At 64.9% G+C, this 21,946-nt stretch carries 18 protein-coding genes; 8 read left to right on the top strand and 10 right to left on the bottom strand.

All coding sequences use genetic code 11. From position 1 onward, the window contains the following. Positions 1 to 253: 253 nt before the first annotated feature. Positions 254 to 1,819 carry a lysine--tRNA ligase gene (locus tag GGQ98_RS14285; protein WP_184070681.1) on the bottom strand — a complete coding sequence of 522 codons (1,566 nt, stop codon included), beginning with the start codon at positions 1,817 to 1,819 and terminating at the stop codon, positions 254 to 256. Between the two features lie 59 nt (positions 1,820 to 1,878). On the opposite strand from GGQ98_RS14285, the gene GGQ98_RS14280 reads away from it, so the two are divergent. Then, entirely contained in the window at positions 1,879 to 4,656 is a 2,778-nt protein-coding gene (locus GGQ98_RS14280; RefSeq protein ID WP_184070679.1) for an ATP-dependent DNA helicase, read from the top strand. After that, on the top strand, positions 4,653 to 5,192 hold the full coding sequence (locus GGQ98_RS14275; protein ID WP_184070677.1) for a SixA phosphatase family protein: 540 nt from the start codon (positions 4,653 to 4,655) through the stop codon (positions 5,190 to 5,192). The genes GGQ98_RS14280 and GGQ98_RS14275 overlap by 4 nt, the downstream gene beginning before the upstream one ends. Before the next feature lie 146 nt (positions 5,193 to 5,338). On the opposite strand, the gene GGQ98_RS14270 is transcribed toward GGQ98_RS14275, so the two are convergent. The 3 genes from GGQ98_RS14270 to GGQ98_RS14260 all read right to left on the bottom strand — a co-directional run bounded on the left by GGQ98_RS14270 (position 5,339) and on the right by GGQ98_RS14260 (position 8,961). Further along, complete coding sequence (locus GGQ98_RS14270) at positions 5,339 to 6,211, bottom strand: DUF4238 domain-containing protein (protein ID WP_184070676.1); 873 nt, start codon at positions 6,209 to 6,211, stop codon at positions 5,339 to 5,341. A gap of 224 nt (positions 6,212 to 6,435) precedes the next feature. Then, positions 6,436 to 8,349, bottom strand: coding sequence for a potassium transporter Kup (locus tag GGQ98_RS14265; RefSeq protein ID WP_184070674.1), 1,914 nt, complete (start codon positions 8,347 to 8,349; stop codon positions 6,436 to 6,438). Positions 8,350 to 8,514: 165 nt separating this feature from the next. Beyond that, positions 8,515 to 8,961, bottom strand: a complete 447-nt coding sequence (locus GGQ98_RS14260; RefSeq protein ID WP_184070672.1) for an Lrp/AsnC family transcriptional regulator — start codon at positions 8,959 to 8,961, stop codon at positions 8,515 to 8,517. 125 nt (positions 8,962 to 9,086) lie between these two features. On the opposite strand from GGQ98_RS14260, the gene ald reads away from it, so the two are divergent. Next, positions 9,087 to 10,190, top strand: a complete 1,104-nt coding sequence (ald, locus tag GGQ98_RS14255; RefSeq protein WP_184070670.1) for an alanine dehydrogenase — start codon at positions 9,087 to 9,089, stop codon at positions 10,188 to 10,190. Positions 10,191 to 10,252: 62 nt separating this feature from the next. Here ald and GGQ98_RS14250 read toward each other — a convergent pair whose 3' ends face one another. Both GGQ98_RS14250 and GGQ98_RS14245 read right to left on the bottom strand, forming a co-directional pair. Beyond that, positions 10,253 to 10,861: an outer membrane protein gene (locus tag GGQ98_RS14250; RefSeq protein WP_184070669.1), complete on the bottom strand. Its 609-nt coding sequence runs from the start codon at positions 10,859 to 10,861 to the stop codon at positions 10,253 to 10,255. 204 nt (positions 10,862 to 11,065) lie between these two features. After that, complete coding sequence (locus tag GGQ98_RS14245; RefSeq protein WP_184070667.1) at positions 11,066 to 12,814, bottom strand: acyl-CoA dehydrogenase family protein; 1,749 nt, start codon at positions 12,812 to 12,814, stop codon at positions 11,066 to 11,068. A 74-nt stretch (positions 12,815 to 12,888) separates the two neighbouring features. On the opposite strand from GGQ98_RS14245, the gene GGQ98_RS14240 reads away from it, so the two are divergent. The 3 genes from GGQ98_RS14240 to GGQ98_RS14230 all read left to right on the top strand — a co-directional run bounded on the left by GGQ98_RS14240 (position 12,889) and on the right by GGQ98_RS14230 (position 16,189). Further along, entirely contained in the window at positions 12,889 to 13,818 is a 930-nt protein-coding gene (locus GGQ98_RS14240) for an L-threonylcarbamoyladenylate synthase (RefSeq protein WP_184070665.1), read from the top strand. Between the two features lie 71 nt (positions 13,819 to 13,889). Then, a complete protein-coding gene (aqpZ, locus tag GGQ98_RS14235) occupies positions 13,890 to 14,576 on the top strand; it encodes an aquaporin Z (protein WP_184070663.1) in 687 nt (228 codons plus the stop codon). A 128-nt stretch (positions 14,577 to 14,704) separates the two neighbouring features. Continuing rightward, positions 14,705 to 16,189 carry a flavin-containing monooxygenase gene (locus tag GGQ98_RS14230; RefSeq protein ID WP_184070661.1) on the top strand — a complete coding sequence of 495 codons (1,485 nt, stop codon included), beginning with the start codon at positions 14,705 to 14,707 and terminating at the stop codon, positions 16,187 to 16,189. A 24-nt stretch (positions 16,190 to 16,213) separates the two neighbouring features. Here GGQ98_RS14230 and msrA read toward each other — a convergent pair whose 3' ends face one another. Next, a complete protein-coding gene (gene msrA, locus GGQ98_RS14225) occupies positions 16,214 to 16,750 on the bottom strand; it encodes a peptide-methionine (S)-S-oxide reductase MsrA (RefSeq protein ID WP_184070659.1) in 537 nt (178 codons plus the stop codon). A gap of 286 nt (positions 16,751 to 17,036) precedes the next feature. On the opposite strand from msrA, the gene GGQ98_RS18475 reads away from it, so the two are divergent. Both GGQ98_RS18475 and GGQ98_RS14215 read left to right on the top strand, forming a co-directional pair. Then, complete coding sequence (locus GGQ98_RS18475; protein ID WP_243451898.1) at positions 17,037 to 17,462, top strand: PEP-CTERM sorting domain-containing protein; 426 nt, start codon at positions 17,037 to 17,039, stop codon at positions 17,460 to 17,462. A 57-nt stretch (positions 17,463 to 17,519) separates the two neighbouring features. Then, positions 17,520 to 18,497 carry a glycerophosphodiester phosphodiesterase gene (locus GGQ98_RS14215; RefSeq protein ID WP_243451900.1) on the top strand — a complete coding sequence of 326 codons (978 nt, stop codon included), beginning with the start codon at positions 17,520 to 17,522 and terminating at the stop codon, positions 18,495 to 18,497. Here GGQ98_RS14215 and der read toward each other — a convergent pair. The 3 genes from der to GGQ98_RS14200 are packed head-to-tail and all read right to left on the bottom strand — an operon-like array spanning position 18,494 to position 21,930. Beyond that, positions 18,494 to 19,852 (bottom strand): ribosome biogenesis GTPase Der, encoded by a 1,359-nt coding sequence (der, locus tag GGQ98_RS14210; protein WP_184070655.1) that lies wholly within the window; start codon positions 19,850 to 19,852, stop codon positions 18,494 to 18,496. The genes GGQ98_RS14215 and der overlap by 4 nt on opposite strands. A 3-nt stretch (positions 19,853 to 19,855) precedes the next feature. Beyond that, positions 19,856 to 21,181 (bottom strand): outer membrane protein assembly factor BamB family protein, encoded by a 1,326-nt coding sequence (locus tag GGQ98_RS14205; RefSeq protein WP_184070653.1) that lies wholly within the window; start codon positions 21,179 to 21,181, stop codon positions 19,856 to 19,858. Beyond that, positions 21,181 to 21,930: a tetratricopeptide repeat protein gene (locus tag GGQ98_RS14200; protein ID WP_184070651.1), complete on the bottom strand. Its 750-nt coding sequence runs from the start codon at positions 21,928 to 21,930 to the stop codon at positions 21,181 to 21,183. Before GGQ98_RS14200 ends, GGQ98_RS14205 begins: the two co-directional genes overlap by 1 nt. Positions 21,931 to 21,946: the final 16 nt, after the last annotated feature.

The raw sequence follows: 21,946 nt of genomic DNA, 5'->3' as shown, positions 1-21,946 counted from the left end.
CGTCAAAACCCGTCTGCTCAAGGTTCGTCTCCTTCCACGACCTTGAATCAGAACTCCAACTCAAAGGGAATCCTGTGAATGCAGACAGCTCCTAGATGACGTCGTTTCTTTTCATGTCGCTCGATGGGCTGGTTGAAGCGCCCCCACCTAGGTCCGCCCGGAGATGTTCGCGGATTTTCCGGCGCTGATCGGCCGGAAGATGTACGCGGAATGGTCGGCGTACTGGCCGACCTCCGCCGGGCAACGCAGCGCGTCAGGCGAGCGCTTCGGCGATCAGGCGACGCGTGTTGGCGACGCCGTAGAGCGCGATGAAGCTGCCCATGCGCGGGCCCTGGCTCGATCCCAGCAGCGTTTCGTAGAGCGCGGCGAACCAGTCGCGCAGGTTTTCGAAGCCGGCTTCCTTGCCGACCGCGTAGACCTCGTTCTGGATCGCTTCGGCGCTGGTGTCCGCAAGCGCCGCGAGCCGCGCGTCGAGGTCGCGCAGCGCCGCCGCTTCGCGCGCGTCGGGCTTCCGGCGGCTGAGCGTCGGGGCGACGAAATCGCGGTTGTACGCCAGCGCGTGGCCGATGAGATTGTCGACCTCCGGGTACTTGTCCGCGCTCGCGCCCGGCACATAGTTGCCGAGATAGGCCCACACCTGCGCGCGGTCCGCGTCCGCGCCCATCACGCCCACCAGGTTCAGCAGCAGCCCGAAGGTGACGGGCATCGCCGTGTCCGGCACCTTGCCGCCGTGGACATGGTGCACCGGATTGCCGAGCTTCTTGTCGAGCGGCTGATCGGCGTAGTTCGCGCGGAACTGGAAGTATTCGTCCACCGCGCGCGGGATGACGCCGACGTGGAGCTGCTTGGCGCTCTTGGGCTCGCGGTAGGCGTAGAAGCCGACGCTTTCCTGAGGCGCATACGTCAGCCAGTCTTCCAGCGCGAGGCCGTTGCCCTTCGACTTCGAGATCTTCTCGCCCTTTTCGTCGAGGAACATCTCGTAGATGAGCCCTTCCGGCTTCCGCCCGCCGAGCACCTTCGCGATACGGCCGGACTGCACGCCCGAATCCGTCAGATCCTTGCCGTACATCTCGTAATCGACATCGAGCGCCACCCAGCGCATCGCCCAGTCGACCTTCCACTGCAGCTTGGCGCCGCCCGAGAGGATGCAGTGTTCGTGCGCGGTGCCGTCTTCCTCGAAGCGGATCAGACCCGCAGCGGCATCCACAACCTCGATCGGCACCTGCAGCACCTTGCCCGAAACAGGGCTGATCGGGAGCACCGGCGAATAGGTGCGGCGGCGCTCCTCGCGCAGGGTGGGCAGCATGATGTCCATGATCGCCTGATAGTTGGCGAGCACGTTCCTCAGCTGATCGTCGAAGCGGCCCGAGGTGTAATAGTCGGTCGAGCTGGCGAATTCGTATTCGAAGCCGAAGCGATCGAGAAACATGCGCAGCATCGCGTTGTTGTGGTGCGCGAAGCTCTCGAACTTCCCGAACGGATCGGGAATGCGCGAGAGCGGCTCGCCGAGGTGCGCGGTCAGCATCGCCTGGTTCGGCACGTTGTCGGGCACCTTGCGGAGCCCGTCCATATCGTCGGAGAACGCGAGCAGCCGCGTCGGCACGTCCGACATTTCGGCGAAGGCGCGGCGGATCATGGTGGTACGCAGCACTTCGTTGAACGTGCCGATGTGCGGCAGGCCCGAGGGGCCGTAGCCGGTTTCGAAGAGCACGTGCCCCTTCGCGGGTGTCTCCCCCCGCAGGCGCGCCAGCACCTTCCGGGCTTCCTCATAGGGCCAGGCTTTGGAAACGAGGGCGGCGGCGCGGAGTTCATCTGTCATAACGGGGACACGCGCTAGCGGCACGGGGCCGCAAGGGCAAGGTTTCGCTTGCGCCGCCCATGCGGGCTGGCCGAAAACGGGATGTGACGACTGTTCCCCTCCCCTGGCCCGCGCTGCACATCGGGCTCGACGGCATCTGGCTGGCCGATGGCGACGGCGCGCGCCGCGTGGACCGGCAGGCGGCGATCCGCCTGCTCGCCGACACGCCGACGCTGCTCATCAACGCGCCGCTCGTCGCCTCGAAGCTCGGCTACCCGGAGGCGGCGGGGCTGGACGTGCTGGAGCTGTTCGCCTTCGTGCATCCGGCCCGCTTCGCGGTGCCCACCGTGCACGGCCTCGCGGCGTTCCTCGGTCTCGAATCGGCCCATGACGGCGCGGCGGAAGCGAAGCTGCTCCGCGCCGTCACCGAAACGCTGCTCGCCCAGACCGAAGGCGGCAAGTGGGACCGCGCAGGCGGCGCATGGAACACCGCGCGCGCGCTTTCGCGCCTGAAATGGCCGTGGGCGCCCGCCGTTCTCGCGGCGCTCGGCGAGCCGCAGGGCCACGACCGCTCCGTCTTCACCAGCCTGCCCAAGTGGGAGGAGGGCGCGCCGCCGGTCCCCGTCCGCGAGGTTGAGATCAGCGGCGAGGACGCCGCCGACCGTCTTGCGCAGCTCACCGGCAGCGGCGCGGAGGAACGCCCCGGCCAGCGCGCCTACACCGCCGCCGCCGCCGCCGCGTTCCGCCCCCGCGAAGTGCGCGACGCGCCCAACGTCGTGCTCGCCGAGGCGGGCACCGGCATCGGCAAGACGCTCGGCTACCTATCGCCCGCCTCGCTCTGGGCCGAGCGGTCGGGCGGCACCGTGTGGCTTTCGACCTACACGAAGGCGCTGCAGCGCCAGCTCGACCACGAGACGGAGCGGCTCTACCCCGATCCGCGCGTGAAGGCGGCGCGCGTCGTCGTCCGCAAGGGGCGCGAGAACTACCTCTGCCTGCTCAATCTCGAAGACGCGGTGCAGGGCGGTTTCGCGGGCCGCGCGGGCATGTTCGCGCAGCTCGTGCAGCGCTGGGCGATGTACAGCCGCGACGGCGACATGGTGGGCGGCGATCTTCCCGGCTGGCTCTCGGGCCTGTTCGGCAAGGCGGCGCGCGCGAGCCTCACCGACCGGCGCGGCGAATGCGTCTATGCCGGCTGTCCGCACTACCGCCGCTGCTTCATCGAGCACGCCGTGCGCGGCACGGCGGACGCCGACCTCGTCATCGCCAACCACGCGCTCGTCATGGTCAATGCCGTGCGTGGCAAGAGCGAAGGCCGCGGCCTCAAGCGCATCGTGTTCGACGAAGGCCACCACCTGTTCGATGCCGCCGACAGCGCCTTCGCGATGGCGCTGACGGGCGGCGAGGCGATCGAGATGCGCCGCTGGATCATCGGCCCGGAGAAGCGCAGCAAGGGCCGCCGCCGGGGCCTTGCCGCGCGGCTCGGCGATCTCGTCGCGTTCGACAGCGAAGGCGCGATGCTGCTTGAAGACGCGGTGCACACCGCCGCCGTGCTCCCTGCCGACGGCTGGCTCAGCCGCGTCGTCGAAGGATCGCCCGAAGGTCCGGTCGAGCGCCTGCTCGCCGCCGTTCGCGCGCAGGTCTTCGCCCGCGCCGACGCGGCGGAAACCGGCTACGGGCTCGAAACCGAAGTCGTCGCGCTCCAGCCCGCGCTCATCGATGCCGCAGACGTTGCGGCGCGCGCGCTCGAAGCCATCGCGGTGCCGCTCGCGCGACTGTCGCAGCGGCTCGAAGCCCTCGTCGAGGAAGCGCCGGACTGGCTCGACGGCGCCGGCCGCGCCCGCGTCGAGGGTGCGCTGTCCGGCCTCACATGGCGGCGCGGCATGATCGGCGGCTGGGTGCAGCTTCTCGCCCGCATGGGCGGCGCGGCGGACCCGGACTTCGTGGACTGGCTGACGCTCGAACGCATCGACGGGCGCGAGATCGACGTCGGCATTCGCCGCCACTGGCTCGATCCCACGAAGCCCTTCGCCGAGGCCGTTCTGAAACAGTCGCACGGCGCCGTCATCACCTCGGCAACGCTGCGCTCGCGCATCACCGACGATACCGCGCCCGATGCGGACTGGCGCGACAGCGAAGCGCGCACCGGCGCCTCCCACCTGCCGCTCCCGCCCGTGCGCTTTTCCGCCGACAGCCCTTTTGATTATGCGCGGCAGGCGCGCGTGCTGATCGTCACGGACGTGCAGCGCGGCAGCGTCCCTGCGCTTGCCGGGGCCTACAAAGCCTTGATTTCCGCCTCGCACGGCGGCGCGCTCGGTCTGTTCACCGCGATTTCCCGCCTGAGGGCCGTGCACGCCCGCATCGAGGAAAGCCTCGCCCGCGAAGGGCTGCCGCTCTTCGCGCAGCACATCGATCCGGTCGATGCGGGCACGCTCGTCGATATGTTCCGCGCCGATCCCGCCGCCTCGCTGCTCGGCACCGATGCCCTGCGCGACGGCGTCGACGTGCCCGGCGATTCGCTTCGTCTCGTGGTGCTCGAAGGCGTGCCGTGGCCGCGCCCCACCGTTCTGCACGCCGCGCGCCGCGCCGCGTTCGGCGGCAAGACCTACGACGATCTCATCGCCTCGGGCCGCATGGCGCAGGCGTTCGGGCGGCTCATCCGCCGCGCCAGCGACCGGGGCACGTTCGTGCTGCTCGGCGCCGCCGTACCGAGCCGCCTCTGTCAGGCGTTCCCGGACGGCGTGACGGTGGAGCGCGTGCCGCTGGAGAATGCCGTGCGCATCGTGCGCGAGATGTCTTCACCGACACGAAATCTTCCGATGACACCGGGCGCGACATCGGGCATCAGCGCCGCGACATGAAGACGATCTTCCTGCTCCGCCACGCGAAATCCAGCTGGGACGACCCTGTCGAGCGCGATTTCGACCGCCCCCTCAACGCGCGCGGTCGCCGCGCCGCAGAGACCGTCGGGCGCTACCTGCGCGATCAGGCGCTTGCCTTCGATCGCGTCATCGCCTCTCCCGCCGTGCGCGTCATCGAAACGCTGGACGGCGTCGAAGCAGGCGCCGGACGCCGCCTCGGCGCAGGCTTCGACAAGCGCATCTACATGGCGTCGGCACCGACACTGCTCGATATCGTGCACGAGACGGACGCAGAGGCGCAAACGCTCCTGCTCGTGGGCCACAACCCCGGCCTCGAAGACCTCATCTTCCTGCTGACCCCGGAAGGCAGCGGCACGCTGCGCAAGGAGGTCGATATCAAATACCCCACCGCCACGCTCGCCGAGATGCGCTTCGACGTGGACGGCTGGGAAGACATCGATGAAGCCGGGGGCACCCTCACCCGGTTCATCCGCCCGCGCGATCTGGACCCGGCGCTCGGGCCGGACGGGACATAGGTTCGTTTGGCGACACTGGAACGCCTGAGGAGCAACATTCAGCCAAACATGGCTTAGTTCGCAATGCGTTAGCCGTGAACCATTACGATCCGTCAAGGCTACCAGTAATGCTGAGATCATTAGACTTGGCGCCCTTGACGGGCCTTCTATGTTGCTTCGACCCCTGTGTAGATCACGCGACGCGATAGTGTTTTAATGAGAGCGTCGGATCGTCCTGCGATCACCGTTGAGCGGGTCGTTGTAGCCACATTCATGCGCTTGATCTGCTCATGGTCGACCGTAATAACATCGACCTTCTTAGACCTTGTACTCTGTCCAACCGCTATGTCCCACGTCACGGGAAGGAAAAGCGTTGGACGCGACATGCTGTTGTCAGGCAGACGAAAGCGCGCAGTCGCGCCCGGGATATCGCCAATAACGAAGCTCTTATTACGGTCGACGATCCTGTAGATGGCAAGGCCCATCTTGGCAAAAACTTCCAGAACCTCAGCGGATGGCTTGGCACGTTGCGCCATGATGACGGCATTCTTAACTATCCGCTCCTCGAGGTTTGCATCATCCGTTTCTCGACCTTCCTCGGCTCCGATTTTCTTGATCGTCGCGACTGCTTCATCAACCTTGACTCGGAAACCAACATGCTGTGCGAAGACAGCAATCGCGCCGGGCGTTCGTTTCAAGTGATAATAAAAGAAATGATTCCAAAAATTCCAAGCATTTTTGTCGAGATTTGGAATGCCATTCCCTCGAATTATTGTTGCAAGATCGTTAATGAACTGCGCTCCCGCCCCCTCTAGCCTTGCGAAAAATCCCTCAAGCGCCGAATTTTTTGTGCCATCGTAGTGTACAAGGGTATAGAGATCCTTTTCGACGAAAAGATTTTGAGTATTCGTCTTCTTAATATCGCCATTTTGAAAATCACGTCGCCAGAACCATAGAAGCTCGTCGTCATCGGCAAAGTGACGGAGCATCATCTGTGGAATGAAGTGATGTCTCTTAGGAGGATTATTCTGTCTAGTCATGAGTTATCACAAATCATCTGATCAGCACTTTATGGCTATTAGATTTATGTATCAAACAGCTTGGCATGGCATCGTCACCAAGATTTTACCCCCGCAGAAGGAGCGATGTTGGGTTGCAGATCGATCAGTCAGTTTGTCCAATGATCGAATAGCGGTGCACGACAGAAACGTGACACATCTTCGTTGCAACCGCTAGCATTCGAGGAAAAGCGGATATGCTCTCCCTAAATCTCCACCTGGCTCCCCAGCTCCACCACGCGGTTCGTCGGCAGCTTGAAGAACTCCATCGCCGTCGCGGCGTTGCGCAGCATCCAGGCGAAGAGTTTTTCGCGCCACAGCGCCATGCCGGGTTTGGGCGCGGCGATCAGCGTCTGGCGGGACAGGAAGAAGCTCGTCTGCATCATGTCGAACCTGGGGCCGCAGACGTTCACGGGAGACAGCGCCTTGGGAATATCGGTTTCCTGCATGAAGCCGTAGCGCAGCTTCATGCGGTAGAAGCCCTGCCCCAGATCCTGCGTCTCCACGACATCGCACGTCTCGACGTAGGGAATGTCCTCGATCGTCACGGTCAGCACGATCACGCGTTCATGCAGCACCTTGTTGTGCTTCATGTTGTGCAGCAGCGCGTGCGGCACGCCCGTGGGTTCGGACGACATGAAGATCGCCGTGCCCGGCACGCGCGTGGCGCTTCCCGCCGCCGATTTCACGAAAATCTCCATCGGCATCGCGGCTTCCTGCATGCGCTGGCGCATCAGCAGGCGGCCCTTCGACCATGTCGTCAGCATCGTGAAGGCCACGACGCCGACGAGCAGCGGGAACCAGCCGCCGTCGGGCACCTTGGTCAGGTTCGCCGCGAAATAGGCGCCGTCGACCAGGAAGAAAATGCCGAGCAGCGGCACCGCCACCCAGGGCTTCCATTTCCACAGCGAGAACAGCACGACCGCGAGCAGGCAGGTGTCGATGAACATCGCGCCCGTCACGGCGATCCCGTAGGCCGCCGCCAGGTTGCTCGAATTCTCGAACATCAGCACGAGCAGGATCACCGCCGCCATCAGCAGCCAGTTGATGACGGGGATATAGATCTGCCCCTGCGTCGAGGCGCTGGTGTGCTTGATGGTGAGCCGCGGCATGAAGCCGAGCTGGATCGCCTGGTGCGTCACTGAAAACGCGCCGGAGATCACCGCCTGGCTCGCGATGAAGGTCGCCATCGTGGCGAGGATCACCAGCGGCAGGCGCAGCGCTTCGGGCGCCAGCAGGAAGAACGGGTTGCGGATCGCCTCCTGCGCCTCGGCGACGGGCAGGCTGAGGATCATCGCGGCCTGCCCCATGTAGTTGAACAGCAGCGCGGGCATCACGAACCAGAACCACGAGATACGGAGCGGACGCCGGCCGAAATGCCCCATATCGGCATAGAGCGCTTCCGCGCCTGTCACCGCGAGCACGACCGAGCCGAGCGCCAGGAAGGCGAGCCAGCCGTCGATCATGAAGAACTGGATCGCGTACCAGGGGTTTATCATCGCCAGGATGATCTCCGGGTGGCGCACGACCTGGTTCAGCCCCAGCACCGAGATGGTCACGAAGTAGACCAGCATGATCGGCCCGAACCAGGCGCCGACCTTCGCCGTGCCGCGCGACTGGAGCATGAACAGGAAAACGAGCAGCCCGACGGCGATCGGCAGCACCAGCGGCTCCAGTTCGGAGCGCACCACGGTAAGGCCCTCGACCGCCGACAGCACCGAGATGGCGGGCGTGATCATGCTGTCCCCGTAGAACAGCGCCGTCGCGAAAACGCCCAGCAGCACGATGAGCGGCCCGATCTTGCCGCGTCCGGTGCTGCGCGAGATCAGCGCCAGCAGCGCAAGGCTTCCGCCCTGGCCCTTGTTGTCGGCGCGCATCAGGATGGTGACGTACTGGATGCTGACAACCAGCGTCATCGACCAGAAGATGAGGCTGATGACGCCGTAAACGTGGATCGCATCGAGCGCGAGCGGGTGATGCCCCGCAAACGTCTCCCGGAAGGCATAGAGCGGCGATGTGCCGATATCGCCGAACACGACGCCGATGGCGGCGACCGCCAGCTTGGCGATGCCGTCGTGGCGGTCTGACGACGGCCCGTGCGGGTTGTGGGGTCCGGTCATGGACGGATGCGGGGCATCGGTGCCGCGATCAGCGGTCCGGACCCCAGTTATCCTTGTTCTGCCGGGTCATGCGACTCATGCTTTCAGCTGTTGTGGATCCGCACCGAAATGGCGGCGGCGACTAGCATAGCGTGCCGCACTGCACAACAGGCGACGCCTCGCCGCTCATTCCCCCACGATCCTGCGGATGCTCACCTGTGTCACCAATCGCTGCACGCCGGGCAGCGCGGCGAGAAGTTCGCGGTGGACCCGCTCGAAGCTGTCGCCCTCTTTCACGAGGATTTTCAGCATGTAATCCGAATCCCCGGTAATCAGATGCCCCTCGGCGATCTCCGGCGCGCGCGCGACGGCGGTTTCGAAAGCGGCGAGCGTTTCCTTGCGCTGATCGGTGAGCGTGACGGCGACATAGACCGCCGACGGATTGCCCCGCGCCTCGGGCGACAGCACGGCGCGGTAGCCCCGGATGAGACCCGAATCCTCCAGAAGTTTCACCCTGCGGTGCGCAGCCGATGCCGAAAGTCCCACACGATTGCCCAGCTGCTCGCTCGTCAATCCCGAGTCGATTGCAAGCTGGGCGATAATATTGCGATCAATCTTGTCCAGATCGGACATTTTCCTGAAGTCCTCGTCAAAATTAGGATGTACTCCACAACGATAGCGTGCTGCGCGGTAACTTCGCAAACTTTTCCGACACGATTTCGGCTAAATTCCCCCCATTCAATCGAGGGAGAAAACTCATGCGCATCGGCGTCCCCAAGGAAATCAAGGTTCACGAATACCGCGTCGGCATGACCCCGGCCTCCGTCGCGGAACTCACGCTGGCAGGCCACGAGGTCTTCGTCGAAACCGGCGCGGGCGGCGGCATCGATTTCGGCGACGACGCCTATACGGCAGTCGGCGCGAAGATCCTCCCGACGCCGCAGGAAGTGTTCGCCGCGTCCGACATGATCGTGAAGGTGAAGGAACCGCAGCTCCACGAGATCGCGTGGCTGGAACCCCGCCACACGCTCTTCACCTACCTTCACCTCGCTGCAGACAAGCCGCAGGCCGAAGCGCTGATGAAGTCGGGCGCGACCTGCATCGCCTACGAAACCGTCACGAACGCGCACGGCCGCCTGCCGCTGTTGCAGCCGATGTCGGAGGTTGCGGGGCGCATGGCCGTGCAGGTCGGCGCGCATTATCTTGAAAAGGAACAGGGCGGCCGCGGCATCCTGCTCGGCGGCGTACCGGGCGTGGCGCCCGCCAAGGTCTCGATCTTCGGCGGCGGCGTCTCCGGCTTCAACGCCGCGCAGATGGCGGTGGGCCTCGGCGCCGACGTGACGATCTACGACGTCTCCTCCACCCGCCTCGCCGAACTCGACGCGCTCTTCCAGAACCGCATCAAGACCGTCTACGCAAGCGGCGCCGCCGTGGCGCGCGCGGTGGAGAATTCGCACCTCATCATCGGCTGCGTGCTGATCCCCGGCGCCGCCGCGCCGAAGCTCGTCACGCGCGAGATGCTGAAGACGATGAAGCGCGGTTCGGTGCTCGTCGATGTCGCCATCGATCAGGGCGGCTGCTTCGAAACCTCGCACGCGACGACGCACAGCGATCCGGTCTACACGGTCGAGGGCGTCATCCATTACTGCGTCGCCAACATGCCCGGCGCCGTCGCCCGCACGTCCACCTTCGCGCTCAACAACGCGACGCTGCCTTTTATCGTGAAGCTCGCAAAATTCGGCGCCGAGGGCGCGATGCGCGCCGACCCGCATCTCAGGAACGGCCTGAACGTCGCCGCCGGGTTCATCACCTACAAGGCGGTCGCCGACGATCTCGCGCTCGCCTACCGCGCCTGGGAATAGCGCAAAAAAGAATGGGCCGGAGGCAATGCCTCCGGCCCAACTGTTTTAGGACCGACAGTCGTTCAGAAGCGGAACGCAAGCCCCGCCAGAACCTGATCGGCCGCATAGCCGCCATCCATGTCGCGGTGGCGGTATTCGGTGCGGATGCTCGCCGACTCGTTGAGGCCGTATTCGAGACCGGCGCCATACAGCAGCCCGTCCGACCAGCCCTTTTCACTCGTGGAATCGACACCCGCGATCGTGGACACCGTCGAAACGCGCGTGCGCTCCGCGCCGTAGCCGACACGGCCGTAAACAAGCAGATTCGGCGTCGCGAGGAAGCCCGCGCGGGCGCTCACGTCGTAATTCCACTTGGGATCGATTTCTGCGGTCAGACCCGCGATCGGCGTATCGCGCAGCGTCTTGCCGCCCAGGCCGATGCCGGCCTCGACGCCGACAAGGAAATTCTGGCCGACGCCGTAATCGTAGCCGGCGAAGATGCCGTAATCGATGCCGCTCCGGCTCTTGTCGAAATCCTCAACGCCGGGCAGGCCGAAGTCGAGATCGACCGACCGTTTTCCCCAGCCGATCTGGCCGCCGACGAACGCGCCGCCGATGGCCCCCGCGTCCTGAGCAAGCGCGGACGCCGGAAGAAGGGCAGTCGCGAGCGCGGCAAGAATAAGCTTTTTCATGAACACACCTCTACAAAGATTGCACTGCCCGCGAGGCGAGAGCCTTGCGGACGGCGGCACAGGTGGTGACGAATTGCGGCCGAGAAATGGCGCGGCGGCCGTGCTTCGGCGAACGACTGCCTGAAACAGGACGAACGACAGACAGGCTTCGACAAACGACGTTCAGCGCACGTTAAACCGTCATATTGAGCGCCCAAGAGGCCGCTAAAGCGCCTCTTCGGGGATGGCGAACAAGGTCTCCGCGCCGCGCGTTGCCGGCCCGAGCAGCGCCGCGGCCTGCGGCAGGAACTGCTCGGCGAAGAAGCGCGCCGTCACGATCTTCGCATTCAGGAAGGCGGGATCACCCTCCCCCGCTGCGAGACGCTGCGCTGCTGCCGCCGCCTGCTTCGCGAGCAGCCAGCCCCCGACCGTAAGACCAAACATGCGCAGGTACGGCGTGGCGCCCGCCGCATTGTCGTCGGCCCCGCCTGCCGCACCGCCTTCGGCGAGCCACGTCGTCGCGCTTTCGAGCGCGGCGAGCGCGTCTTGGAGATAGGGAGCCAGCCCCGCCGTTTCGTCCGACGCAAGCATTGCGAAATCCGCGCGCATATCCGCGAACAGGTTCTTCCAGCGTCCCTGCGGCAGCTTGCGGCCGACGAGGTCCATCGCCTGGATGCCGTTGGTGCCCTCGTAGATCGGCGCGATGCGCGCGTCGCGGTAGTGCTGCGCCGCGCCGGTTTCCTCGATGAAGCCCATGCCGCCGAATATCTGTAGGCCGAGGCTCGCGACCTCGACGCCGATATCGGTCGAAAACGCCTTCGTCACAGGCGTCAGCAGATCGGCGAGCGCCTGCGCCTCCCGCTGCGCCAGGTCATCACTCTCCACATGCGAGCGATCGACGGCAGCGGCATTCAGATAGGTCAGCGCCCGCGCCGCCTCGGTCAGCGACCGCATCGTCATCAGCGTCCGCCGCACATCGGGGAACTCGATGATCCGCCGCCCCTGCACGCGCTCCTTCGCATAGGCGAGTGCGTGCTGATACGCGCGCTCGGCGATGGAAACGCCCTGCAAGCCGACATTGATGCGCGCATGGTTCATCATCGTGAACATCGCGCGCATGCCTGCATTCTCGTCGCCGATCATGTAGCCGACGCAGTCGTCATTATCGCCATAGCTCATCGTGCACGTCGGCGAGGCATGGATGCCGAGCTTGTGCTCGATCGAGACGCAGCGCAGATCGTTGCGCGCGCCGAGCGTACCGTCTGCCTTCACGAGGAACTTCGGCACGATAAACAGCGAGATGCCCTTGGTCCCCTTGGGTGAACCCGGTGTGCGCGCGAGGACGAGGTGGATGATATTCTCCGCCACGTCATGCTCGCCCCACGTGATGAAGATCTTGGAGCCCTTGATCCGCCACGTGCCGTCCGCAGCGGGCGTCGCGGTAGTGCGCAGCGCGCCCACGTCCGTCCCCGCCTGCGGTTCGGTGAGGTTCATCGTGCCGGTCCATTCACCCGAGATGATCCTGCCCAGATAGGCCTGCTTCTGGTCCTCGGTGCCGTGTGCCGTCAGCGCCTCGATCGCACCCTGCGACAGCATCGGGCACAGCGACAGCGCCATGTTGGCGCTCGTCAGCTGCTCCTGCACGGCGCTGGCGAGCGCGAAGGGCAACCCCTGCCCGCCCCAGGCCGGATCTGCCCCCAGCGTCATCCAGCCGCCTTCGACATAAGCCGCATAGGCTTCGCGGAATCCCGCAGGGAGCGTCACCACGCCGTTCGCCAGCGTCGCGCCCTCGGTGTCCCCGATCCGGTTCAGCGGCGCGAACAGGCCAGCCGAAAGCTTCCCCGCCTCTTCCAATATGGCGTCTACCAGATCGGGCGCCGCGCCCGCAAAGCGCGGGAACTTCGCAAGGCCGGGCAGATCGGCGATGGTTTCGAGGACAAAGCGCTGCTCATTGATCGGGGCGGAGTAGGTCATGGACGGCCATCTATCGCTTGTGAGAGGAAACGGCGCGGGTATAGCGGGGGGCTGTGAGCGGGCAACCTGATCTTTTGAGCACTGAAACCCTGGCGCCCGACGCCCCGGGTCTCGCGCGGGCTGCGGCGCTGCTGCGGGCCGGAGAGGTCGTCGCGATCCCTACCGAAACGGTTTACGGTCTTGCAGCCGATGCAACGAACGCAGATGCCGTTGCCCGTATTTACGCCGCCAAGGGGCGCCCGTCGTTCAACCCGCTCATCGCGCATGTCAGCGGCGCGGAAATGGCCGCAGCGCATGTAGACCTGTCCCCGCTCGCCCGCGCCTTGATGCGCGCGTTCTGGCCGGGGCCGCTGACGCTCGTGCTGCCGCGCCGCGCGGAAAGTACCATCGCCGCCATTGTCACTGCGGGCTTGCCGACGCTTGCAATTCGCTGTCCCGATCATCCTGTTCCGCAGGCGCTGATCGCCGCGCTCGGCCGTCCGCTCGCGGCACCGTCCGCGAATGCGTCCGGGCAGATCAGCGCGACACGGGCCGGACACGTCCTCAAAACACTCGGCGGCCGCATTCCGCTTGTCATCGAAGGCGGCCCCTGCACGGGCGGCATCGAATCCACGATCGTCGCCGTCAAGGGCGATCGTTTGCGACTGCTGCGCCCGGGCGGGATACCCCGCGAGGTGCTGGAGGCTTTCGCGCCGATAGACGCGGCCGGGGACAGCGTCGAGGCCCCCGGCATGATGGCGAGCCACTATGCGCCGTCCAAGCCGCTCCGCCTTGAAGCGCAAAGCGCGCACCCCGGCGAGTTTTTGATCGGCTACGGGGCAGTCGCGGGCGAGATCAGCCTGTCGCCGTCGGGCGATCCCGCAGAGGCGGCCGCGCGCCTGTTCGACTGTCTGCACGCGGCAGACACGAGCAGTTGCACAGCCATCGCCGTCGCACCCGTTCCCCCCGAAGGCCTTGGCGCCGCGATCAACGACAGGCTACGCCGCGCCGCCGCTCCGCGCTGATTTCGTCTGACTCCCGAATATGTTATGAGAAAACGCCGCGCATGATGCGGTCCTTCAGGGGAGGGTATGGCATGTTCGATCTCAAGAAGCTTTCAGCAGAACTCTTCGGTACATTCTGGCTTGTTCTCGGCGGCTGCGGCAGCGCCGTTCTCGCCGCTGCGTATCCCGACGTCGGCATCGGTCTTGCCGGGGTCAGCCTTGCGTTCGGTCTCACGGTGCTCACGATGGCCTTCGCGCTCGGGCCGATCTCCGGCGGACACTTCAATCCCGCCGTCACGCTCGGCCTCGCTGCGGGCGGACGCTTCGGGTGGAAGGACGCGCCGGGCTACATCGTCGCGCAGGTTATCGGTGCAACCCTCGCAGCGCTCGTGCTCTACACGATCGCGAGCGGCCAGGCGGGGTATACCGGCGGACTTGCCTCGAACGGGTTCGGCGAACATTCGCCGGGCGGCTATTCGATGATCTCGGGTCTGTGGACGGAAATCGTACTGACCTTCGGCTTCCTCATCATTATCCTCGGCGCGACCGCAAAGCGCGCATCGCCGGGGTTCGCACCCATCGCGATCGGCCTTGCGCTCACGCTGATCCACCTCATCAGCATCCCGGTTACGAACACGTCGGTAAACCCGGCGCGCTCAACGGGCCCGGCGCTTATCGAGGGCGGTATCGCGCTTCAGCAACTCTGGTTCTTCTGGGTCTATCCGATCGTGGGCGGGCTGTTGGCCGGCTTCGTGTACAAGTTTATGTGGGACGAATGATACGGTGCGGGAGGGGGGTCGCGGCTTCCCTCCCGATTTCCTTATTGCCGCAGCGCTCCGCATTAGGAGAGTTTCCGATTTCCGCGGGCTGATTTATGTTCTGCTCAAATTGGCGGAAGAGGGACCGCATGACCGAACATTTCGATATGATCGTCGTGGGCGCCGGAATTTCGGGAATCGGCGCCGGGGTCCATCTGAAAAGACACTGCCCGGATCGCAGCTACGTGATCCTCGAAGGGCGCCCGAACATCGGCGGTACCTGGGATTTGTTTCGCTATCCCGGCATCCGGTCGGACAGCGACATGTACACACTCGGGTTCAACTTCAAACCCTGGACCGAGCGGAAATCGATCGCCGACGGCCCCTCGATCCTGCGCTATCTGGATGAGACCGCGCGCGAAAACGGCGTCTACGAAAAAATCCGATTCGGCCACCAGGTCGGCGCGGCGGCGTGGGATTCGCGCACGGCGCGCTGGACGGTCACGGCGAACGCGGGCGGAAAATCCGTAGAGCTCACGGGCAACTTCCTCTACATGTGCTCGGGCTATTATCGTTACGATACGGGCTACACCCCGCCGTTCGAAGGCACGCAAACCTTCAAGGGCCGCATTGTCCACCCTCAGCACTGGCCGCAGGATCTCGATTATGCGGGCAAGCGCGTCGTGGTGATCGGTTCGGGCGCCACGGCGGTGACGCTAGTTCCGGAAATGGCGAAGACCGCGCACGTCACCATGCTGCAGCGCTCGCCCACCTACATGATTTCAAGGCCCGCCGAAGACGGCTTCGCGAACTGGCTGCAGCGCTGGCTGCCGCCGATGTTCGCCTACAATATCGTGCGCTGGCGCAATGTCGCCATGCAACAGTGGGTTTTCCGTCTGGCGCGCAGCAGGCCCGAACAGCTGAAGAAGAAGCTGCTCGGCGGCGTCCGCGACCTGCTCGGCCCCGACTACGACGTGAAGACGCATTTCACACCAACGTACAATCCTTGGGAACAGCGGCTCTGTCTCGTTCCCGACGACGACCTCTTCGATGCGATCCGCGAAGGCCGCGCCGACGTCGCGACCGACCACATCGAACGCTTCACAGAAACCGGCCTTCTTCTGAAATCGGGGAAGACGCTGGACGCGGACATCGTCGTAACCGCCACCGGCCTTGAGTTGCTGTTCATGTCCGGGATCGACGTGACGCTCGACGGCCGCAAGGTCGCGTTCCCCGAAACATACGGTTACAAGGGCATCATGTTCTCGGGCGTTCCGAACCTCGCGGTCGCGTTCGGCTACACCAACGCCTCGTGGACATTGAAAGCGGACCTCACCAGCGAATATCTGTGCCGTGTGCTCAATCACATGAAGGAAACCGGCACCGACGTCGCGACGCCCACGCTTGACGATCCGGCGATGGAATCGGAGCCGTGGATCGACTTCTCCTCGGGCTATTTCAAACGCGGTCTTCACCAGTTCCCCAAACAGGGCAAGACGGTGCCGTGGCGGCTCAACCAGAACTATGCCGGCGACGTGAAGATGTTTCGACGCGCGCCAGTGGATGACGGTGTGCTGCGCTTCAGCAAGGCGGCAGGCGCGGCGGCCGAGCCCGAAGCCATCGCAGCCGAGTAACCCGCGCACACCACTCCCCGGGACTCAATCACGGGGTTTAAGGCGATCTGCGTATTTCTCGCGAAATTTCCTCACCTTGGGCCCCACGACAAAGTTGCAATAAGACGTCGTATCCCCCGTTCGCGCGTAATATTCCTGGTGATAGTCCTCTGCCGGATACCACGTGCCGCTCTCGATCGTCGTGACCACCGGGTCCGGCCACAACGCCCCGGCCTTCACGATCGCGACTTCGGCCACCGCGCGCTGGGCATCGTCCAACGGAAAAATCGCCGAGCGGTACTGGGTGCCGACGTCATTGCCCTGCCGGTTGAGCGTCGTCGGGTCGTGGATGTGAAAGAAGATGTCGAGCAGGTCTTCATAGCTCACGACCGCCGGATCGAAGCGCACGAGGATCGCTTCGGCGTGCCCTGTGTCGCCGCCGCAGATATCCTTGTAGGTCGGGTTCGTCGTGCATCCGCCGATATATCCGGATTCGACCGCCGTAACGCCCTGAAGGTCATCGTAGATTGCTTCCACACACCAGAAGCATCCGCCCGCCAGGATCGCAGTATCGGTAGGCATTCTCACGGTTCCGTTCGTTTTGCCGCCGATTTGGTGGGGCGGCGTGTCTCAAGTCGGCGTTATAGCGGTTAACCACTCCTATTATGTATTTTTCGGGCAACAAAACACAACTTCTTGCGCCGGGTAACGGCCCGGGCGCCATCGGGACTTGTAAATGCGGGATTAATCCATAACGTAATAGTAACCACTCAACGTCCGCCGGGGTCGCATCGCGGGCGAAAGTCGAGAAGAATATCAACGGGGCCCGCCGACGCTTTGCTCGGCGAGCATAGGGCAGGTTTTTGTTATGAATATCGCTGCTGCTGGGAAGCTTGCGCTGTGTATCTGCACGGGCGCCGTGGTCGGTGCCGGTGTGAACGAGGCTCGTCACAACGCCGACAAGCCCAAGATTTCGAAGACGGCGTCGAAAAGCCCTGCCCGCAAGGTGGTCCAATTCCCGTGTGAGCCTTACATCGTGCAGGATCAGATGATGCGCGATGCCCAGATCCCGAGCGATTTCGAGGCGACCAATCTTCCCGAGTACGCCGAACTGGTTCTGCCGGGCGGCGGCGGCTCTGGTGGTGGCGGTGATGATGGAGACGACGGCGGCGATGACGGCGATGGCGGCGGCGGTATCACGCCGGTTCCCGAACCCGCAATGCTTGCGCTGTTCGGCCTGGGAGCGGCGGGTGTCTTCGCGGGACGTCGGTATCTGCTTCGTCGCAAAATCTGAACATAACTGCGATAACCGGAGGGCATGCGACTTTTCCTTGCCCTCTCGCTCTGCCTGATGCTCGGGTCCGCCGTGACGCTGGCTGCCGAACGACCCATCGTGATCGCGCATCGCGGCGCGAGCGGCTTGCTGCCTGAGCATACGATCGCGGCTTACACGAAGGCGATTGAAGACGGCGCCGATTTTATCGAACCCGACCTGGTGGCGACGCGTGACGGGGTGCTGGTGGCGCGGCATGAGAACGAGATTTCCGGGACGACCGACGTTGCCGCCCGGCCGGAGTTTGCGGATCGCGAAGTTACCAAAGTTATCGACGGCGTTGCCGTTACGGGGTGGTTCACCGAGAACTTTACACTTGCCGAGCTGAAAACCCTGCGCGCCCGCGAGCGGCTGCCGGAACTGCGCGGCACGGCGAACGACGGCAGGTTCGAAATCCCGACGCTGGACGAGATCATCGCGCTCGCGAAGGCGCGCGGGGTGGGCGTCTACCCGGAAACCAAGCACCCGTCCTACTTCGCCGCGATCGGCCTGCCGCTTGAAGCGAAGCTGGTCGCCGCGCTCGACGCTGCGGGCTGGCGAACCGCCGAAGCCCCCGTCTTCATCCAGTCGTTCGAAGTGAACAACCTGAAACAGCTGCGCAAAATGACCGGCGTGCGCCTCGTTCAGCTCGTCGCCGGTGAAGGCGCGCCTGCCGACGGCGCCGGGCGCTATGCCGAAATGCTCACGCCGGCCGGGCTCAAGGCCATCGCGGCCTATGCAGACGGCATCGGACCGGAAAAAACGTTGATTATCCCGCGCGGCCCCGACATGCGCCTGATGGAGCCGACGCGCCTTGTGGCGAACGCCCATGCCGCAGGCCTGAAGGTCCACCCCTGGACGTTTCGCGCGGAAAATCACTTCCTTCCCGCAGACCATAAGAGGGGCGACGATCCCCGCGCCCACGGCGACCTCGTCGCCGAGATCAGGGCCTATCTCGCCACGGGTGTCGACGGCATATTCAGCGACTTCACGGCCGAGGCCGTGGCGGCGCGTTAACGGTCGAAGGGGTTCTTGCCGCCGCGCAGCGTCAGGCGGATCGGGACGCCGGTGAAGCCGAGATCGTCGCGCAGCGAGTTCGCCAGATAGCGGCGATAGCTTTCGGGAAGCTCCGTCAGGCGGTTGCCGAAGATCACGAACGACGGCGGGCGCGCCTTCACCTGCGTGACGTAGCGCAGCTTCAGGCGCTTGCCGTCGGGCGCAGGCGGCGGGTTACGCTCCAGCGCGCCTTCGAACCAGCGGTTGAGGCGGCTTGTCGGCACGCGCTGGCTCCACGCCTCGCGCTGTTCGAAGGCAGCCTTGATGAGCGTATCGAGCCCCTTGCCCGTCATCCCCGAAACCGCAAGCATGGGCACGCCCTTGATCTGCGCGAGCCCCTCGTCGAGCGCCTTGCGGACACCCTGGAACAACCGCGACTGGTCCTCCGCCGCGTCCCACTTATTGAGCGCGATCACGAGCGCGCGGCCTTCCTCGATCACCATGTCGGCGATGCGCAGATCCTGCGCTTCGAGACCGAGCGTGGCATCGAGCAGCAGCACGACGACCTCGGCAAAATCGATGGCGCGGCGCGTATCGGCAACCGAGAGCTTTTCGAGCTTTTCGTGCACCTTGGCCTTTTTGCGCACGCCGGCCGTATCGATCAGCCGCACGGGCCGGTCTTCCCAGACCCATTCGATGGCGATGCTGTCGCGGGTGATGCCCGCCTCGGGGCCTGTGACCAGGCGATCCTGCCCGAGCAGCGTGTTGATGAGCGTGGACTTGCCCGCATTGGGACGCCCGACGATGGCGAGCTTGAGCGGGCCGTCTTCCTCTTCCTCGTCGCCGTGCTCGTCTGCCGCGCGCGCGACCGCCCGGTCGACGTGCGGCGCGAGCGCCTCGAACAGGTCGGCCAGGCCCTCGCCGTGTTCGGCGGAGATGCCCACCGGCTCCCCGAAGCCGAGCGCGTAGGCCTCGAGTATTCCCGAATCGCCCGAGCGACCTTCCGCCTTGTTCGCGACGAGCACGACAGGCACCTTCGCGGTGCGCAGCCAATCGGCGAAATGGCGGTCCGTCGGGGTGAGACCGGCGCGGGAATCGATCACCAGCAGCGCGGCCGACGCATCGTCGAGCGCGGCTTCCGTCTGCGCGCGCATCCGCCCGGACAGCGTTTCGGGCCCGGACTCTTCGAGACCTGCCGTATCGACCGCGATGAATTCGAGATCGAAGAGCTGCGCATCGCCCTCGCGGCGATCACGCGTCACGCCCGGCGTATCATCGACAAGCGCGAGGCGCTTGCCGACGAGCCGGTTGAACAGCGTCGACTTGCCGACATTGGGGCGCCCAATGATGACGACCTTGGGCTTTCTGCTGGTCATGATCTAGCGGTAAGCGCTCAGGCGGCCGTCTTCGGAGAGGATGTAGAGCGTGTTGTCGGCCACCGCAGGTTGAATGAAAATGTCTTTCGCCACCCCGGTCGTTGACAGCACCGTGCCGTCGGTCGGCGACACCGTGACGAGATCGCCTTCGCTGTTGACGAGATACAGCCGGTCCGAAGCCAGCACCGGCCCCTGCCACATGATCGGATTCTTGCGTTTCTCGACATTGCGCCAGCGCTGGAGCTGCGTGACCCAGCGCACGCGCCCGTCGGCGCGTTGCACCGCGACGAGTTCGCCATCCACCGTCACCGCGAAGATATATTCGCCCGCCACCCAGGGCATCGACGTGCCCGCGAGGTTGCGTTCCCAGACGCGCTGGCCGGTTGACAGATCCAGCGCCACCATGCGGCCGCCATGACCGATCGCGTAGACGCGGCCGTCGCTGATGACAGCAGGGGCATCGATGTCGCTGAGCGCCGCGAGCGATGTCGTGGAGCCGGTGCGATTGAGCGCATCCTGCCAGACGCTGCGCCCGTTTTCGATGCGCAGCGCGAGAAGCTCTCCGCTTGAGAAGCCGACAACCGCCGTGCCGAGCGCGATCGCCGGCGACGCCGTGCCGAGCAGCCCGGCAGGTTCGACCGTTGCGGCATTTTCCCACAGCGTTTCACCCGTCGCGGTGGAGAGCACCTGCAACTGATTGTCCTGCGTCATGACAAAAAGCTGCGTGCCTTCAACCGACGGCGCGCCGCGCAGCGGCACGCCGATGTCCACGCGCCAGGCTTCTGCGCCCGAGGTCGCATCATAGGCCGCAACGAGGCCGTAGCCGGAGGTTGCGTAGACGCGGCCGCCGTCGGTCGCCACGCCGCCGCCGAACGCGACATTTTCGGATTCGCCTTCTTTGCGCAGCGTCGCGGACCAGAGCTGGCCGCCGTTTGCCGCGCTGAACGCGCGAACCACGGCCTGCGTATCGATCGTGTAAACGCGCCCGCCGGAAACCACCGGACCCGACGTCAGCCGTTTTGTCCGATCGCTGCCGCTGCCGATCGACACCGACCAGGCGCGCGAGGGATTGGCGCGCAGGCTGAGATGCCCGAGCGCCTTCGCCGCGCTGCCGCCCGGCTGGGTCCAGTCCGCATTGACGATCGGCGGGGGGAGCGCGACCGTGGTATTCGCAAGATCGGGGTCCGCCGTGGTCCGCGCCTCGTAATTGAGAACGGCCAGACGCTCGCCCGCGAGCTTCGATTTGTCCTTGTCTCCGCCGCCACGGAAAATTCCGCAGCTGGCAAGCGCCAGCACCAGAGGCACTGCGACGATAATCGATTTACGCATCAATTCTTTCCGGTTGTCGCGACAGGCGCCGGGACGGGATCTGCAGGCACCTCTGCATCGGGCACCTCTGCATCGGGCAGGCTGCCGAGCGAAGCCGCCAGTTGCTGCGCGCGCTGACGCAGCGACGGCGCGATGGTTTCGTCCGAGGAAATCGCGCTGAAGATCGGCCCGGCAAGCTCGGGCTTGCCCTCGTTGATATAAGCGACCGCAAGCATCTCGCCCGCAACGCCGAACCACGGCGCGCCGGGCTGCGCGAGGGGTTTCAGCCGATTGACGATCTCCGCAGGCGCCAGCGTATCGAACTCGACGCGCACGGCGGTGATCGACGCAAGGTCGCGTAGCGGCTGCGGCAGCTTCTTGTCGGCGGCGAGCGCCTGATAGGCGGCGAGCGCGGCGGCATTGTCGCCGTTTTCGACCGCGCGCGAGGCCTGGGTAAAGCGCGCAAGCGCCGTGTAGCCGCCGTAGTTGCCGGTCGCAAAGCGCTCGATTTCCTCGACCGCCTTGGCATTGCCGAGCTCAAGGCCCTGCTGCGCCGTCGAGTATTCCTCGCTGAGCACGCCGATCTTGCGGACCTGATCTTCGCGCCACCAGAGAAAGCCGGCGAGTGCGACGAGTCCGCCGCCGACGACAATGACGATCCAGCGTCCGAAGCGATTCCAGAAGCCGGCAAGCTGATCCTTGCGAACTTCCTCGTCCACCTCGCGAATGAAGGCGTCTTCGGGCGCCGTGCCCGATGGTTCCCTGGCCAATGTTATGCCTCTCAAA

Source organism: Sphingosinicella soli, from assembly GCF_014199685.1.
Taxonomy (GTDB): domain Bacteria; phylum Pseudomonadota; class Alphaproteobacteria; order Sphingomonadales; family Sphingomonadaceae; genus Sphingosinicella; species Sphingosinicella soli.
The sequence above is the reverse complement of the archived record's forward strand: the minus strand, read 5'-3'. Positions and strand labels throughout refer to the sequence as shown.

Coding starts and splice junctions, on each gene's coding strand:
- GGQ98_RS14285 (WP_184070681.1), bottom strand. CDS start 1,819: ATGACAGATGAACTCCGCGCCGCCGCCCTCGTTTCCAAAGCCTGGCCC.
- GGQ98_RS14280 (WP_184070679.1), top strand. CDS start 1,879: ATGCGGGCTGGCCGAAAACGGGATGTGACGACTGTTCCCCTCCCCTGG.
- GGQ98_RS14275 (WP_184070677.1), top strand. CDS start 4,653: ATGAAGACGATCTTCCTGCTCCGCCACGCGAAATCCAGCTGGGACGAC.
- GGQ98_RS14270 (WP_184070676.1), bottom strand. CDS start 6,211: ATGACTAGACAGAATAATCCTCCTAAGAGACATCACTTCATTCCACAG.
- GGQ98_RS14265 (WP_184070674.1), bottom strand. CDS start 8,349: ATGACCGGACCCCACAACCCGCACGGGCCGTCGTCAGACCGCCACGAC.
- GGQ98_RS14260 (WP_184070672.1), bottom strand. CDS start 8,961: ATGTCCGATCTGGACAAGATTGATCGCAATATTATCGCCCAGCTTGCA.
- ald (WP_184070670.1), top strand. CDS start 9,087: ATGCGCATCGGCGTCCCCAAGGAAATCAAGGTTCACGAATACCGCGTC.
- GGQ98_RS14250 (WP_184070669.1), bottom strand. CDS start 10,861: ATGAAAAAGCTTATTCTTGCCGCGCTCGCGACTGCCCTTCTTCCGGCG.
- GGQ98_RS14245 (WP_184070667.1), bottom strand. CDS start 12,814: ATGACCTACTCCGCCCCGATCAATGAGCAGCGCTTTGTCCTCGAAACC.
- aqpZ (WP_184070663.1), top strand. CDS start 13,890: ATGTTCGATCTCAAGAAGCTTTCAGCAGAACTCTTCGGTACATTCTGG.
- GGQ98_RS14230 (WP_184070661.1), top strand. CDS start 14,705: ATGACCGAACATTTCGATATGATCGTCGTGGGCGCCGGAATTTCGGGA.
- msrA (WP_184070659.1), bottom strand. CDS start 16,750: ATGCCTACCGATACTGCGATCCTGGCGGGCGGATGCTTCTGGTGTGTG.
- GGQ98_RS18475 (WP_243451898.1), top strand. CDS start 17,037: ATGAATATCGCTGCTGCTGGGAAGCTTGCGCTGTGTATCTGCACGGGC.
- GGQ98_RS14215 (WP_243451900.1), top strand. CDS start 17,520: ATGCTCGGGTCCGCCGTGACGCTGGCTGCCGAACGACCCATCGTGATC.
- der (WP_184070655.1), bottom strand. CDS start 19,852: ATGACCAGCAGAAAGCCCAAGGTCGTCATCATTGGGCGCCCCAATGTC.
- GGQ98_RS14205 (WP_184070653.1), bottom strand. CDS start 21,181: ATGCGTAAATCGATTATCGTCGCAGTGCCTCTGGTGCTGGCGCTTGCC.